Genomic DNA, 14,275 nt, shown 5'->3' with positions numbered 1-14,275 from the left:
TTCGTCGAAGCCATCAGCGCGGAGCAACGCGAAGCCTGGCTGGCGGCCATCTCGCCCTCGGTGCACGGCATCCACAATTTCTTCGCCGCGATACGCCGCCAGCTGGAGCGGGAAGAACAAGACCTGGAACAGCAGGAACGCCGCCCGCACTGAGCCCGGGTAAACCCCGGCGCCGCGGCGCGCGTTAAACAGCAAAACCATAAGCAGCCGGCGATCCGCCGGCTGCCTTCGTATTTTTTCTTGAACAGGAATTTGTCCATGAATGCCATCGAAGCTTTGCTGTTTGCCGTCATCCAGGGGGTCAGCGAGCTGTTTCCCGTCAGCAGCCTGGGGCACGGCGTACTGATTCCCGACTGGCTGCGCTGGTCGATCAACCGTACCCATCCGGACTTCCTGCCGTTCATGGTGATGCTGCACCTGGGCACCGCGGCCGCGCTGCTGATCTATTTCCGTCGCGACTGGATCGCGCTGATCGGCGGCTGGCTGAAGGCCGGCGGCCGCGCCAGCAATCCGGAAGCCCGGCTGATGTGGCTGGTGATCGCCGGCACCATACCGGCCGGCATCCTGGGCCTGCTGCTGGAAAAACAACTGCGCCAGCTGTTCACCAGTACCACCGCCGTACTGGTTTTCCTGGCGCTGAACGGCCTGATGCTGTTGTGGGGCGACAGGCTGAAGAAAAAGACCGCCTCGCATCAGCTATCGGAACTGAGCTTCGCCGGCGCCATCAAGATAGGCGCGGGCCAAGCGCTGGCGCTGCTGCCCGGCTTCTCCCGCTCTGGCGCCACCCTGGTCACAGGCCTGGCCCACGGCCTGGACTACGCATCGTCGGCCCGCTTCTCCTTTCTGCTGGCCACGCCCATCATCACCGCCGCCGGCATGCTGGAAATCCCCAAGCTGGCCCACAGCCATGCGCCCGCGCCCTGGGGCTTGCTGCTGGCCTGCGGCGCGGTATCCGGCGTGTGCGCCTACGCCAGCACCTGGTTCCTGATGCGCTATTTCAAGAAGACCGAAATCGAATCGCTGCGCCCCTTCGGCTACTACTGCCTGCTGGTCGGCGTGGGCGGCTTGCTGGCGAAATTAGTGTAAATCGGCTGGACTTGGCCGATACCTATTATAAAATTGCAACAAGAACAGTAATTCTACTTATTGAAATACAGATGGCGCTCTACTAAAGCGCCATCTGTTTTAGAATGACTACCTAGAGGCGTCAGACCTCGTCATAGACGATTAATTTTTTGGAAGAATGAGTGTTTTGGAAGAACGCAAGAATGAACGCCTGCCCAACGATCTGGCCAGGCGGGCCACGGCCATCATAGAGATGCCGGATGGCGTATTGGTGACCGCCAGCCGCGGCGGTCGTTACAACCTGCCCGGCGGCAAGGCCAATCGCGGTGAACTGCGCTCTCAGGCGCTGATCCGCGAAGTGCGCGAGGAAACCGGTCTGCGCATCAACTCCATGCTGTACCTGTTCGATCACATCACCCCGTTCAACGCGCACAAGGTCTATCTCTGCATCGCGCAGGGCCAGCCCAAGCCGCAGCACGAGATCGAACGCATCGCGCTGGTCTCCTCTCCCGACACCGACATGGACCTGTTCGTCGAAGGCCGGGCCATACTGCGCCGCTATGCCAGGCTGCGCGGCGAGGAAACCGCCAAGGGGCAGGCATTGCGCGCGCTGCTGGGACTGGCGCGCTACATCGCCAAAGTGGACTAGCCAGGTCCAGCCAAGCAAAAGGGCATGTCGATCGACATGCCCTTTTTTCATGCTCCGCGGCGACAGTCCGCCTATTTGGCCCTGGCCGCCGGCGCGGATGCGGGCACCGCGACGCCCTGCTCCTGCATCATGGCCACCATGTCGGCCGGCAGCTCCACCCAGCCCGCCGTTTTCGCAAACGACAGGGTCGCCGCCAGTAGCACCAGCGCCAACGGCATGAACAATGCCACCCCCAGCATCACCCTCAGCCGCGACACCGTCGAAACCACCGACAGGGCGTTCACCAGCACCACCAGGCCGAACAGCGACAGCGCGACATCGGCGCCGGCGGCCATGTCGTCCGGCAGCCAGCTGGTCAGCGGCTCGACGAACTGCAGGCCGCTGGCCACCACCACCAGGCCGAACAAGGGCGCCGTCAGCTCGCCCTTCGCCAAGCGCAGCCAGAAAGTGATGAAGCGGGTGAAAAACACGGTCTCCAGCCAAGTGAACAGCACCATGAAACCGATGCGGCCAGCGATGTTGCCGCCCAGCTCGGCGGTATCGCCGCTGGCGATCAGACCCAGCAGCGTCAACAGCAGCGCGGGCTGCCACCATGGATACTGATAAACGGCCAGCGGCTTGACCCGCAGCCGCAGCAAATCGAGCACATCGTCGATCAACAGGCGCATGGGAAGCTCAATCGAAGACCACGGTCTTGTTGTTGTAGGACAGCACTCGGTTGTCCAGATGCCAGCGCACCGCGCGCGACAACACCACCTTCTCCAGGTCGCGCCCCTTCTGGATCAGATCGTCCACCGCGTCGCGGTGCGAGATGCGGGTGACCTCCTGCTCGATGATCGGGCCTTCGTCCAGATCCTCGGTCACATAGTGGCTGGTGGCGCCGATCAGCTTGACGCCGCGCGCAAAGGCGCGGTGATAGGGTTTGGCGCCGTCAAAGGCCGGCAGGAAACTGTGGTGGATGTTGATCACGCGGTCCGGATAGCGGGAGACGAACCCGCCGGACAGGATCTGCATATAGCGCGCCAGCACGATGAAATCGACGCCAGCCTCCTCCAGCAGGCGGAACTGTTCGGCTTCGGCCTCCGCCTTGTTGTCCTTGCCCACCTTGATCACGTGGAAGGGGATGCCGTTGAACTCCACCAGGCGGCGGCAGGTTTCGTGATTGGAGATCACCAGCGGGATGTCGCACTCCAGCTCGCCGATGCGCCAGCGGTGCAGCAGGTCGACCAGGCAGTGCTCGTACTGCGACACGAAGATGGCCATCCGCGGCTTGCGCGCCGACAGCGACACTTTCCAGCTCATATTGTGCTCGTCGGCAATCGGCTGGAAGGCGGCGGCGAAGCTGTCCATCGGCAGGGTGAAGCCGTTCAGGTCCCATTGCACCCGCATCAGGAACAGGTTTTCGCTGGTGTCCTGATGCTGGTCGGCATGCATGATGTTGGCGTTGTAGGTCATCAGGAAATTGGCGATGGCCGCTACCAGGCCCTTCTTGTCCGGCGCGCTCATCAGGAGCGTCGCCGAGTGCTTCTCGTGACTCATGTTCAAATCCGTAATTTAGTTTCACCTAATACTAAAACAGCCGCGGACGGCTGTCTGCAACCCGTTTTCCGGCATGACCGCGGCAATGCCGCAAACAAAATCGCCACAGCCCGGCAATGCCGTACGCTGTGGCGAGCATGGCAATGGCCGCGCGTGGCGGCAATCGGCTCAGGCGTTCAGATTGGCGGAATCCAGCGTGTTCTGCAACAGCGTCGCCACCGTCATCGGGCCGACGCCGCCCGGCACCGGGGTGATGAAGCCGGCGCGTTCGCGCGCAGGCTCGAACTCGACATCGCCGCACAGCTTGCCGCTATCCAGCCGGTTGATGCCCACATCGATCACCACCGCGCCCGGCTTGATCCACTCGCCCTTGACGAAGTTGGGGATGCCCACCGCCGCCACCACGATATCCGCGGCGGCCACCTCGGCGGCCAGATCCCGCGTGGCGCTATGGCAAACCGTAGTCGTGGCGCGCGCCAACAGCATTTCCAGCGCCTGCGGCCGGCCGACGATATTGGACGCGCCGACGATCACCACCTTCTTGCCCTTGGGATCGATGCCGTACTCCGCCAGCAAGGTCATCACGCCCCGCGGCGTGCACGGCCTCATCAGCGGCATCTTGATGGCCAGCCGGCCCACATTATACGGGTGAAAGCCGTCCACATCCTTTTTAGGATCGATGCGCTCGATAACCGCTTGCGGATCAATCTGTTGCGGTAGCGGCAATTGCACCAGAATACCGTCGATGCCGGCATCGGCATTCAAACCGTCGATAATTTCCAGCAATTGCTGCTGGCTGGCGGTGGCCGGCAAATCATAAGCCACCGAGCGGATGCCGGCTTTTTCGCAGGCGCGCTTCTTGCTGCCGACATAAACCGCCGAAGCCGCATTGTCGCCCACCAGCACCACCGCCAGCGCCGGCGCGCGTTTGCCAAGCAGCAGGCGCTCGCCCACGCCCTCCCGCACCTTTTCCACCAGTTTTTCCGCTACCGCCTTACCATCGATCAATTGTGCAGACATGCCCGAATCCCATCTTGACGCAGATAAATAACGGCCGTCATTCTCGCATTATTTCCGCAATGCGGTAAGCGCAAACCCGCTGATTATTTCTCTTAAGCTCAAGAGAAATAAGGAAAAATGCCGCAGGCAAATATTTCATGCTCAAAATACCCGTCGGGCGCATTAAAAATAATTCAATAAAGGCGTTGACAGGGCAATGTGGCGTCCGTATAGTTGCGGTCTCTGTTCGGGGCGTAGCGCAGCCTGGTAGCGCACCTGATTTGGGATCAGGGGGTCGCGAGTTCGAATCCCGCCGCCCCGACCAGACAAACAAGCAGCCCGATAGAGCGCCCGTAGCTCAACCGGATAGAGCACCAGCCTTCTAAGCTGGGGGTTACAGGTTCGATTCCTGTCGGGCGCGCCAAGCTTGCTTGCATTGCGGTACCCAGTGGTGGATATAGCTCAGTTGGTAGAGTCCCGGATTGTGATTCCGGTTGTCGTGGGTTCGAGTCCCATTATCCACCCCAGCATTCCGCGAAGGCGGCCAATTTCGATTGGCCGCCTTTTGCCATTGCCCCGCTCAAAAACAGCAAACGAAACGCCAAGGCAAGCCGCCCCGCGCCCTTCCAGCCCTACTCCACCAGCCCGACCCCACGCAACCGCGTGCGCGCCTGCTTTGAAGATCGGCCAAAACCGCCGCGCCAGGCCGGCGCCGCGCAAACTGCACGACGGACTTGCGCTTTGCCTGATATCCTCATATAATTCGCCTCCTCTGTTGAGCAGCAAGCCTAATCGACGACAGTGGTGGATATAGCTCAGTTGGTAGAGTCCCGGATTGTGATTCCGGTTGTCGTGGGTTCGAGTCCCATTATCCACCCCACAATTTATTATTGGCCCATGGTTTCGCCGTGGGTCCAGCCGCTTCAGCGGTGGATATAGCTCAGTTGGTAGAGTCCCGGATTGTGATTCCGGTTGTCGTGGGTTCGAGTCCCATTATCCACCCCAAAACAAAGAAAGCCCGACCTACGCGTCGGGCTTTCTTTTTACCCCTTCCCTCCTCGTACAGAATCGCGACAAAAATGTTCAATTTTGCCGCTTGCCTGAACAGTGAAGCTCCGTATAATCGAATACATTTGCATGTATCCGATTGACTGACAGATAACGATACCCACCATGACCACCCTGCAGCCGATCAAGCGCCAGACGCTTACCAGTGCCGTAACAGAATCATTGCGTCGCCGCATCCTGTCCGGAGAATTCGCCGATGGCCAACAGTTGCGCCAGGAGGCGCTGTCCAACGAATACGGCGTCAGCCGGGTGCCGGTGCGCGAAGCGCTGCGCCAGCTGGAAGCCGAGGGATTGATCCAGATCATCGACCACAAGGGCGCGCTGGTTTCCAAGCTGTCGCTGGAAGACGTGCTGGAACTGCTGGAGGTGCGCTCGATGCTGGAAGGTTCGCTGCTGAAGGCCGCCATCCCCTGTCAGACCCAGGCCGACCACGACGCGGCCCAGCAGACGCTGCGTGAATTCGAAGTCGCCCTCAACAATAATGACGTGCGCCACTGGGGCGAGATCAACTCGCGCTTCCACTTGGCTCTGTACCGCGCCGCCAAACGCCCCAACACGCTGGCGCTGATCGAGCAGCTGCACAACAAGACCGACCGCTACACCCGGATGCAGATCCTGTTCACCCGCACCATGGAGCGCGCCCACGAAGAACACACCCGGCTGCTGGAGATGTGCCGCAAGGGCAAGGCCGAAGAGGCGGCGGAATTCCTGCGCTACCACATCCTGTCCGCCGGCCACGCGCTGGAGAGCTACCTGAAGAGCCAGCAGGCCAATCACTGATCCGCCCCGCTGCGGGTTCGCCAGCACCACGCGGCGCCTTGCGCATCACGCCGCTTCTCAGCGGCAGCGGCTTGAGTCGTCCAGCGTTGATGCGCGCCCAGCCGGCAATTGTCGCGCGACTGACGGCCAGAGTTCCTCGGCGCCACCTGCGTTTCGCGCCAGAGTTGCCTCTAACGTGCCTCCCGCACACCCCGGCGATGTCCCGGCGCGGCACGCCGCATCCCGCCAGAAAACCCTGCCCCCTTCCCGGCCACAATCTGCTGCGCCGATACAAGGCGCCGTCGGCGCAGGACAACCATCTCGCGCAGCTCTGGTCGGGCGCTTTGGCGGCCGGCGCCAGCTGGCGATATAGGGCGACGGGAACGATGGGCGGCTGCGGAACAAAGGCGGAGAGGAAAGCCGTCTGCCGCCGGCCGCCCGCCCGCTTGGCGGATCCCTCCGCAACCGGGGCCGTTCGCGATGAACAGCAGGGAGGAGATCGAAACGGCGAAGGCCGGCTTCAACGAGGGAAAATTCTAGTCTTCGTCGAGGTAGGTATGGATCACCTGTTCGAGGTCCTGCAGGCGGAACGGCTTGACCAGCATGCCGTTCATGCCCGCCTCCAGGCAGCGCTGCTTGTCCTCGACGAAGGCGTTGGCGGTCATGGCGACGATCTTGGGCTGGCTCGCCAACGGGCTGTGGCGAATCTGATAGGTGGCCTCCAGGCCATTCATTACCGGCATCTGGATATCCATCAGGATCAGGCGGTATTGGCCGCTCAGCGCCATCGCTACCGCCTGCTGGCCGTTCTCCGCCAGATCGGCGCTGCGCTCAAGCCATTCCAGCATCTGCTCGAGCAGAGCCTGGTTGAGCGGATTGTCCTCGACCAGCAGAATGCAAGCCGCCTCGTCCAATGCCATGACGCCTCCGGATGTCAAAACAACGGCGGCACATGTGCCGCCATTGTTTTTTCTCAGCATAGCCCAGCCGGGGAAGAGGCCAAGCCTGACAGGCCTGTCATTTAACCGCCGGACTTCACCTCGCCATTGATGGCTTGGGTCTGCTTGTCATGCTCGACATGCATCAGCGGCGCCTTGCCGGAACTGACATCCTTCACCGCCTGCTGGATGATGGCCGCCGGAGTGCCGTCCAGCTTGACGCCGCCAGCTGCGGTGTAGGCGCTGGTCTGGATGCTGCCGGTTTCCACCTTGGCGTCCCCCAGGATCACCTTGCCGGCGCTGGAGGCCAACTGGCCGCCGGTCAGCTCCACTTTGTCGCCCACCGCCAGATCGACGCCGGCGTTGCCGTTGACGGCGCTGACGGCGCTGATGCTGTCGTCGCGCTTGACGCTGACGTCGATCACGCCGGACACCTGGGTGCCCTTGTCCTGCGGGTTGAGCAGCTTGTCCTTCAGGGTCTCGCCGCCCTTGCGCAGCGCGCTGTCCGCCACGCCGGACTTGGCTTCGCCGCTGGTCGGCTGAGCCGGCAGCGTCACGCTGCCACCATTGGCATCCTGGCGGAAGGCCACCGGATTGGTGCTGTCCTTGCCGTTCTGGAAGGCGATGGTGTTGTACTTGTCTTCAATCTTGTCCGCCACCGCGTTCACCGCCTCGGTCGCCTTGTCCTTCACCGCGCCGGCCAGGGGGCCGGCCACGCTGGCCGCCTGATCCACCAGGCTGGGGTTCTTGGCGTTGGAGCTGCTGACGTTCAGGCCCACGTCAACCGTGGTGCTGTTGTTGCGGTCCTGGCGACTCTGCACCGCCACGTCGCCGCCCACGCTGCCGTCAACCTTGCCGGCGTTGATATTGGCGCCGGACATCGCCAGCGAGCCGTCGACACGGAGACTCACCTGATCAGCGGTCACCGTGGCGTTGCCGTTGGCGAGCTTGTCCTGCTGATCCACCTTGACGTCGAAACCGCCGTTCGCCTGGTAGGTCTTGCTGGCGCCGCCGGCATTGGGCTGGCCGTTGCCCTTGGCCACGCTGCTGTTGTTGCCGCCGCCCAGGTTAGCGCTGGCGCTCCAGTTGTCGCGCTGGCTGGTGGACTGCGCCGACGCCATGTTGACGCCGCCGCTGTCAGCGCCAAGAGTGACGTTCTTGCCGCTCAATTGGCTGCCCTGCAGCTGGATGGCGTTATTGCCCGCCGCGCCGGAGCCGATGTTCAGCGCGCCGCCGCTGGCGATCTTGCCGCCGCTTTGCGTGGCGCCGGACTCGTTCTGGCTGGATAGCTGCACGCCGCCGCCGACGTTGAAGCCCTGGCCCGACGCATCCTTGCCATTGCTGTTGTTGCCGCCGGCGTTGACATTGAAGCCCCAACTGCTGCCGGTTTTGCTGTCGCTGCCGCTGGCCGCCTGCAAGCTCACCTTGCCGTCGGACTGCAGCTTGATGTCGCCGGCGCTTGCCAGGCTGCCGCCCTGCACCGTCAAGCCATTGCCAGAGGTCAGCGCAATGCCGCCCGCCGACTGCACGCTGGCGGTCGCCGCCTGGCTGCTGGCCGTCTGGCCCTGTTGATTGCGCACCACGAGCTTGCCGCTGCCGCCCAGCTTGTTGCCGCCGTCTATCGGGCTGGTGCTGATGCCCAGGCCGAGATCGACGCCCACCGTATGCTGCTGGCTGCTGGCGGTATTGTCCGCCTGGGACAAGACCAGCTTGCCGCCGGCCTGGATGCTGGTTTGGCCGCTGCCGCCATTGATGGCCACGCCCTGATAGGTGGCGTCATGGCCGACCTGCACGCTTACGCCTCCCGCGGACTGGATGGAACCGGTCACCGCGGCGCTGGACGCGCTCTGGCTGTTGCCGTAGCCGCCCTGGCCGCTTCCCTTGACGTTCACATCCTCGCCGGTGGTGGTGTAGACGCGCACATTAGCGCCGCCTTCGCTCTTCTGGCTGCTCTGGCTCTGGGTATTGGCCGCGGCGGTCATCTGATGGCTGTCGGCGCTGATGCTCACCTGCCCCTGGCTGGCGCGGTATTGGGTGGCCTGGTCCTTCAGCGCGCCGCCGGCGCTCACATTGACTGACGATCCGGCGATGCTGGTGGCCTGTGCCGTGCTGCTTTGGCTTTGCGACTGGCCGCTGCCGCCGCTGGCCGCCACGTCTACGCCCAGATTGGCCGCGCCCAGCTGGCCCGCCTGAGTCGCCGCGCCCGCCACATCTCCCTTGGCCACGCTGCCGCCAGCGTTGGCGATGGGACGGGTGACGCCGCTGTAATCGACATTGACGCCGACGTCCGCGCCCCAGTGGCTGCCTATCTGCAGGGTCGATTGCTGGTTGACGGCCGCCTGGTTGCTGACGTCGCCGGCGGCGATGCTCACCGCGCCTCCCGCCTTGATCTGGCTGCCCTGATTGCTGACGCTGCCCATGCCGTTGCCGGCGGTGATGTCCAGCTTGCCGCCGACCGCCAGTTGGCTGGCCTGGGCGGTGCTGGTGTCGGTCTGGGTGCGGGCGCTGTTCTGGCCGAACTCCACGCCGGCGCCGGCCTTGTCCAGCCCGCCGGTCAGATACAGGCCGCCGCCGCTGACGGTGCTGCCCTTGTCGCTATGCGAAGTGGCCTGCGCCGCGCCCAGGCTGACGTTCTGGCCGGACAGGCTGGCGTCGCCGCCATTGGTTTCCAGCTTGGAGCCGGTCAGGCTCAGGTCGTTGCCGGCCGCCAGCTTGACGCTGCCGCCGGACAGCTGCGCGCCGGTCTGGCTGGTCTGGTCCGATTGCTGCTTGCTGCTGGTATGCTCCAGCCTCGCACCGCCGCGGTATTGCTGGTCGCTCACTTCGCTGCCCACGCCGCGCAAGGCCAGCTTGGCGTCGGTGGATTGACTGTGCGTTTCGCTGGCCTGGCTGGCCACCTTGATGTCGCCCACCGCCTGGATGTTCAACGCTTGCGCCGCCTTCACCAGGCTGCCGGTCACCGCCACGTCGCCGGCGGAGATCAGCTGCAGGTCGGCGTCGGACTTCAGCGCCGAGCCCACCGCGTCCTGTTGGCTGCTGCTGCCCTTGCTCGAACTCTTGGTGATGTTGAACACGGTGCCGCTGCGCTGGTCGGTACGGGTCTGGGTCAGGTCGATGGCGCTGTCTATCACCACGCCGCCGGTCTGGGTCTTGGCGTAGGCGCCCTGAGCGCCCTTGGCCTGGCTGCCGTTGATGGCGACGCCGGCGTCGCCGTTGATGAACAACTTGCCGCCGGCGTTGACCGCGCTGCCGGCATTGCTGGTGACGGCGCTGCCGTTGTTCTGGTTGCCGCCGCCGCCGATGCCGCCCCAGTAGGTCTTGTCGTTCTGCGAACTGCTGGCATTGCTGCTGGTCTGGGTGGCTAGCGTGGCCTTGCCCTGGGCCGACAACACGGTGTCGCCGCCGGACTTGATAATGGCCGCCTGAGCGTTGATGTCGCCGCTGGCGGTGACGCCCAGCGCGTTGCCGGCGCGCAACTGGCTCTGCACCAGGCGCTGCTGGCTGCTGCTGTTGTTCCAGTTGCCGGTCTCAAGCGCCGCGCCGTCGTTCTTGCGGTTGCCGACATCGCTGCTGGTATCGGTCTCCACCAGCGCCGACAGCTTCACGTCGCCCGCCGCAGCCAGTTTGATATTGTTGCCGGCCTCCACGCTGGCGCCGGCGATGCTGGAGCCACCCGCCGTCGCCGTCAGCTCGACGTCATGCTGCGCCTTGATGCGCGCCACCGATTGTTCTTGCGTGACGCTGCTCTTGTCCTGATTGTAGGCCCAGGAATTCTTCCAGGCGTGGTCGCTGCTGCTGGCGCTGCTCTCGGCCAGCTGGCCGTCCAGATTCAGGCTGGCCGCGTTGAGCTTGACGTCCTGGCCCTGGATGTCGGCCGCGCCGACATGGGCGTTGCCGCCGGAGGCGATGCTGACATCGTCGCCCTGCAGCGACGCGCGCTTGACGCTGCTGTCGGTCTTGTTGGAGCGGCTGTTGCTCTCGCCGGTCTTCCAGATGAACCAGCTTTCGTCATGCTTGCTGTCCTTGCCGGTTTCGCTGTCCACCCGGCCGCCTATGTCCACGCTGCCGCCGGACAGGGCCAGCTGCTTGCCCTTGAGCTGGGCGGCCTGCACCGCCAGCGCGCCGGCGGCGCTCACCGTCAGCTCGTTGCCGCCATCGAGATTGCCGCCCACATTGACGCCGGCGCCGGCGTCGGTGCTGACGATATTGATGCGCCCCGCCTGCATCGCGCCCAGGAAATAGCTGTCCAGCTTGCCCACGCCTTCCGGCGTCTTGGCGGTGGCTATCACCTGGCCGCTGGCGTAGTCGACGGTATTGAAGCCGGCGCGGACGCGGATGGCGTCGCTGGCGGCGACATTGGCGCGCACGTCGAGGCGCGGCGCGATCAGGTCCAGCACATTGACGCCGGAGGCGCCGCCGCCGGCAATGCTCAAGGCATTGCCGTTATTCGCAGCCTGCAAGGAGGCGATGGCGCCGTCCTGCAGATTGGCGTTGCCCACCAGCATCGAGGCGCGCGGGATGTTGATGAAGCCGCAGCCGTTGCAGGCGATGCCATTGGGGTTGGCCAGCACGTAGTCGGCGGCCTTGCCGAACACTTCCTGCTTGCCCAGCAGCAGGGACGGATTGCGGCTGACCACCTCGTTGAGGATCACGCTGGCCTCGCGGCCGCCCAATTGGCTGTTGGCGCCGAGCAGCCCCGCCAGTTGCGACTGGCCGGCCTGCAGCGAGTTGTTGAACACCGCGCCGGGCTGGCCAACGTTGAAATCCTGATACTGGTTGTGCGACACCCCGGCCGCGGTCGGCGCAACGATATTGATCACCTGGGCGCCGTTGCCGGCGGTGGTAACCTGCGGTTGCGCGCCGTTGCCGCCCCCCGCCGCGATGCCGCCGGCCAGGCTGGCGTCGGCCAATACGAAGGCCAGCGTCAATGCCGCGGCCACCTTCCCCGTCACTGACAAATCGAACTTTGTTTTTTTCATCATCATCCCCTCGAAACCAAGGTCACCGGCGCGCAGCGCATGGCGCAGCCATTAAAACAACCGTTTGATTTGGAATCTAAGGTTTTTTTTAAATCAAATCAATTGAAATACTTATTCACAACATTCTTAAAATTGTTTTCGTTTCATTTACACAACGACCCGCTCACCACTGCCAGTTAAGCCGCGCAAACAGGATGTGGCCTTCAACTGGCCAGGATGAAGGCTTGTACAGCGGCCGGCTGTAGTCCAGATCCAGCGTCACGCCGCCGCCGCCAATTGTCACGCCGGCATCCGCACCGGCGATGTTCTGCCAGGCATCCTGGCTACCGCGCTGCAGCACCCTGCCGCCATCCAGGCCCAGCCTAGGCGTCAGCGTCCAATCGCCATACTGCAGCCGCCTGGACACGGTATTGCGCCAATACCAGCCGGTTTCGGAAACCAGGGAGTTAGTGCGAAAGCCGCGCACCGCGCTGCTGTCGGCGATGTCCAGCTTCTCCACCCCGGGCAGCGCGTCGCGGCTGGCCTGGCCCGACAACGCACTTTGCCACTGGCAGGGTCCGCCCGGCAAACGCAGAGTCTGATACCAGGCCAGGCCAAGCTTCAGCTTGTTGAACTGCGGGTTCGGCGTGCCGGGATGGGTGGCGTCTGACGCGTCCGCCCCCAGCCAGCGCGTGCCGCGCTGCAGGCCGCCGTCCAGCTGCAGCAAGCCTGAGGGCAGGATCAGCATTTGCGACAGCCCGGCCTCCAGCACCGCCAGATTGGGGCTACTGTTGCCTAGCTGCAGATCCTGAAAATAATTGCGCACCCGCTTCTGCACCAGCTGCACGTCGGCGGTCAGCACATGGCCCTGGTCGCGCGACAACACCCTGTCCAGCCGCAAGCCGGTTTGCGTGGTCAAGCCCGACAGCTGCGCGCTGCCGCCGCTCTGGGGGAGCGGGAACGGGCTGAGATAGTCGGAACGGCTGGCGAAGGCGCTGAAGGTCCAGTAGCCATAGGGCAAGGAATAAAACAGCGACTCGCTGCGGCTATGGCGAACCGACGGATTTTCGGTGGTGGCCTGCGCCGACAAGTTGAGAAAGTCGGTCCAGCCGGAAACATTGTCCCACCCCAAACTCGCGCCGGCCTGCATGCGGCCGGTGGACTGGCGACCAGTGTTGTCCAGCGCCACGCTGCCGGACAGCCGGGAATCGGGCTGGTTGTGCAGCTGCAGGATGGTCTCACCGACGCGCTCGCCCGGCTGCACGTCCACCGTCACATGGTTGGAGCGCAGCCGGTTGGCCTGGTCCAACCCCTGGTCCAGATCGCGCACATTCAGCGGCTGCCCCGCCAAACCGGGAAACAGATTGGCGGCGCGCAGCGAGGGATCGTCGCTGCGGATGGCCGCTACCCTACCCTCTTCCACCCGCAGCGTCAGCACGCCCCCGCGTCCGGCCCATCCACCCGCACCCGGGCGGCGATGAAGCCGCGCTGCAGATACCGCGCGGTCAGCGCGCGGCTGAAGCGGTTGAGTTCGGCCAGGTCCAGGCAGTCGCCATGCGGCAGGCCCAGCGCCTTGACCTCATCGCGCGACAACAGGGAAATGCCGGCAAGGCGCAGCCCGCTGACCGACAGGCATTCCCGGCCTCGCAGCACCGGCGGCGCCTGGCCGGATAGCGCGCTGCCGCCGCTGTTGATCTGCCGCAGCTTCTGTTGCTGGATCAGGTCGTCGAAACGCCGGCTGTTGTCCTGCAGCAGACGGCGGGCGTCGCCGTCATCCCGCAACGCGGGAGGAATGGGCGGCGTATCGGCCCAGGTGGGCAAGGCGCAGGCCAGCAGCAGGCCCAGCGCGGTACGGGAAGGGTTCATCGCGGTTGGTGGTTCTGCGTGGTTTCGACCAGCGTTGGCGTCCGGCCGAAACAATTGTCATGAAATGAAAGGCCGCCATTAAACCACAGCGCCCCGCTCCCCGGAACCTGCCGCCGGATCCACGGCAGCCGATGCGGTTTTGAATAGTATTTATACATATTCCATCGGCATTGTGCATGCCTATGCTTAAAGCCTGACCATTCACCCGGAGCGCACCCATGTGGTTTGCAGGCAATAAAATGATCAATCAGCTGGAAAACGCCGCCGAAGCCATGCTGCGCGGCGAATCCGCCAAATGGCACATTCATGGCAGCGAGCGCTGGCGCGCGCTGGGCGAAAAGCTGTCGCGGGTATGGGAGCAACGCGACCAGCAGATCACCCAGGCTGACGAGGAACGGGTGTCCGCATCCAGGCAGCTTGCGCGGTTGCAGGAG

10 protein-coding genes, 5 tRNA genes and 1 pseudogene are annotated in these 14,275 nt (G+C 64.0%); 9 read left to right on the top strand and 7 right to left on the bottom strand.

The window, feature by feature from the left end; all coding sequences use genetic code 11:
• The first annotated feature begins 258 nt into the window (after positions 1 to 258).
• Together BI344_RS21975 and BI344_RS21970 are read left to right on the top strand one after the other, a co-directional pair.
• A complete protein-coding gene (locus tag BI344_RS21975; RefSeq protein WP_071114920.1) occupies positions 259 to 1,086 on the top strand; it encodes an undecaprenyl-diphosphate phosphatase in 828 nt (275 codons plus the stop codon).
• Between the two features lie 157 nt (positions 1,087 to 1,243).
• Entirely contained in the window at positions 1,244 to 1,714 is a 471-nt protein-coding gene (locus tag BI344_RS21970) for an NUDIX hydrolase (RefSeq protein ID WP_071114919.1), read from the top strand.
• A 71-nt stretch (positions 1,715 to 1,785) separates the two neighbouring features.
• Here BI344_RS21970 and BI344_RS21965 read toward each other — a convergent pair whose 3' ends face one another.
• The 3 genes from BI344_RS21965 to folD form a co-directional block, all read right to left on the bottom strand.
• Positions 1,786 to 2,382 carry a hypothetical protein gene (locus BI344_RS21965; RefSeq protein ID WP_071114918.1) on the bottom strand — a complete coding sequence of 199 codons (597 nt, stop codon included), beginning with the start codon at positions 2,380 to 2,382 and terminating at the stop codon, positions 1,786 to 1,788.
• Positions 2,383 to 2,389: 7 nt separating this feature from the next.
• Entirely contained in the window at positions 2,390 to 3,253 is an 864-nt protein-coding gene (gene purU, locus BI344_RS21960) for a formyltetrahydrofolate deformylase (protein WP_071114917.1), read from the bottom strand.
• Between the two features lie 168 nt (positions 3,254 to 3,421).
• Positions 3,422 to 4,273, bottom strand: a complete 852-nt coding sequence (gene folD / locus BI344_RS21955) for a bifunctional methylenetetrahydrofolate dehydrogenase/methenyltetrahydrofolate cyclohydrolase FolD (protein WP_071114916.1) — start codon at positions 4,271 to 4,273, stop codon at positions 3,422 to 3,424.
• Between the two features lie 227 nt (positions 4,274 to 4,500).
• Here folD and BI344_RS21950 point away from each other — a divergent pair.
• The 6 genes from BI344_RS21950 (at position 4,501) to BI344_RS21925 (ending at position 6,100) form a co-directional block, all read left to right on the top strand.
• Positions 4,501 to 4,577 (top strand) — tRNA-Pro (locus BI344_RS21950).
• Positions 4,578 to 4,599: 22 nt separating this feature from the next.
• Positions 4,600 to 4,676: transfer RNA gene (locus tag BI344_RS21945), tRNA-Arg, on the top strand.
• A gap of 27 nt (positions 4,677 to 4,703) precedes the next feature.
• Positions 4,704 to 4,779 (top strand) — tRNA-His (locus BI344_RS21940).
• A 277-nt stretch (positions 4,780 to 5,056) separates the two neighbouring features.
• Positions 5,057 to 5,132 (top strand) — tRNA-His (locus BI344_RS21935).
• Positions 5,133 to 5,181: 49 nt separating this feature from the next.
• Positions 5,182 to 5,257: transfer RNA gene (locus BI344_RS21930), tRNA-His, on the top strand.
• Between the two features lie 168 nt (positions 5,258 to 5,425).
• Positions 5,426 to 6,100 (top strand): GntR family transcriptional regulator, encoded by a 675-nt coding sequence (locus BI344_RS21925; RefSeq protein WP_071114915.1) that lies wholly within the window; start codon positions 5,426 to 5,428, stop codon positions 6,098 to 6,100.
• Positions 6,101 to 6,615: 515 nt separating this feature from the next.
• On the opposite strand, the gene BI344_RS21920 is transcribed toward BI344_RS21925, so the two are convergent.
• From BI344_RS21920 to BI344_RS21905, 4 genes are all read right to left on the bottom strand, one after another.
• The gene (locus BI344_RS21920) at positions 6,616 to 6,999 is read right to left on the bottom strand and encodes a response regulator (protein ID WP_071114914.1); all 384 of its coding nucleotides are present in this window, start codon (positions 6,997 to 6,999) and stop codon (positions 6,616 to 6,618) included.
• 101 nt (positions 7,000 to 7,100) lie between these two features.
• Positions 7,101 to 11,996, bottom strand: a complete 4,896-nt coding sequence (locus BI344_RS21915) for a hemagglutinin repeat-containing protein (protein WP_158021102.1) — start codon at positions 11,994 to 11,996, stop codon at positions 7,101 to 7,103.
• 163 nt (positions 11,997 to 12,159) lie between these two features.
• Positions 12,160 to 13,413 carry a ShlB/FhaC/HecB family hemolysin secretion/activation protein gene (locus BI344_RS21910; RefSeq protein ID WP_071114912.1) on the bottom strand — a complete coding sequence of 418 codons (1,254 nt, stop codon included), beginning with the start codon at positions 13,411 to 13,413 and terminating at the stop codon, positions 12,160 to 12,162.
• Entirely contained in the window at positions 13,407 to 13,841 is a 435-nt protein-coding gene (locus BI344_RS21905; protein WP_071114911.1) for a POTRA domain-containing protein, read from the bottom strand. Before BI344_RS21905 ends, BI344_RS21910 begins: the two co-directional genes overlap by 7 nt.
• Before the next feature lie 239 nt (positions 13,842 to 14,080).
• On the opposite strand from BI344_RS21905, the pseudogene BI344_RS21900 reads away from it, so the two are divergent.
• A pseudogene (locus tag BI344_RS21900) lies at positions 14,081 to 14,275 on the top strand (chemotaxis protein); the annotation flags it as partial.

Origin of the sequence: Chromobacterium sphagni, from assembly GCF_001855555.1 — a bacterium.
GTDB classification, from domain to species: domain Bacteria; phylum Pseudomonadota; class Gammaproteobacteria; order Burkholderiales; family Chromobacteriaceae; genus Chromobacterium; species Chromobacterium sphagni.
Note: the sequence above shows the minus strand (reverse complement) of the source record. Positions and strands in the feature narration are given on the sequence as shown.

Coding starts and splice junctions, on each gene's coding strand:
- BI344_RS21965 (WP_071114918.1), bottom strand. CDS start 2,382: ATGCGCCTGTTGATCGACGATGTGCTCGATTTGCTGCGGCTGCGGGTC.
- folD (WP_071114916.1), bottom strand. CDS start 4,273: ATGTCTGCACAATTGATCGATGGTAAGGCGGTAGCGGAAAAACTGGTG.
- BI344_RS21925 (WP_071114915.1), top strand. CDS start 5,426: ATGACCACCCTGCAGCCGATCAAGCGCCAGACGCTTACCAGTGCCGTA.
- BI344_RS21905 (WP_071114911.1), bottom strand. CDS start 13,841: ATGAACCCTTCCCGTACCGCGCTGGGCCTGCTGCTGGCCTGCGCCTTG.
- BI344_RS21970 (WP_071114919.1), top strand. CDS start 1,244: ATGAGTGTTTTGGAAGAACGCAAGAATGAACGCCTGCCCAACGATCTG.
- purU (WP_071114917.1), bottom strand. CDS start 3,253: ATGAGTCACGAGAAGCACTCGGCGACGCTCCTGATGAGCGCGCCGGAC.
- BI344_RS21920 (WP_071114914.1), bottom strand. CDS start 6,999: ATGGCATTGGACGAGGCGGCTTGCATTCTGCTGGTCGAGGACAATCCG.
- BI344_RS21975 (WP_071114920.1), top strand. CDS start 259: ATGAATGCCATCGAAGCTTTGCTGTTTGCCGTCATCCAGGGGGTCAGC.
- BI344_RS21915 (WP_158021102.1), bottom strand. CDS start 11,996: ATGAAAAAAACAAAGTTCGATTTGTCAGTGACGGGGAAGGTGGCCGCG.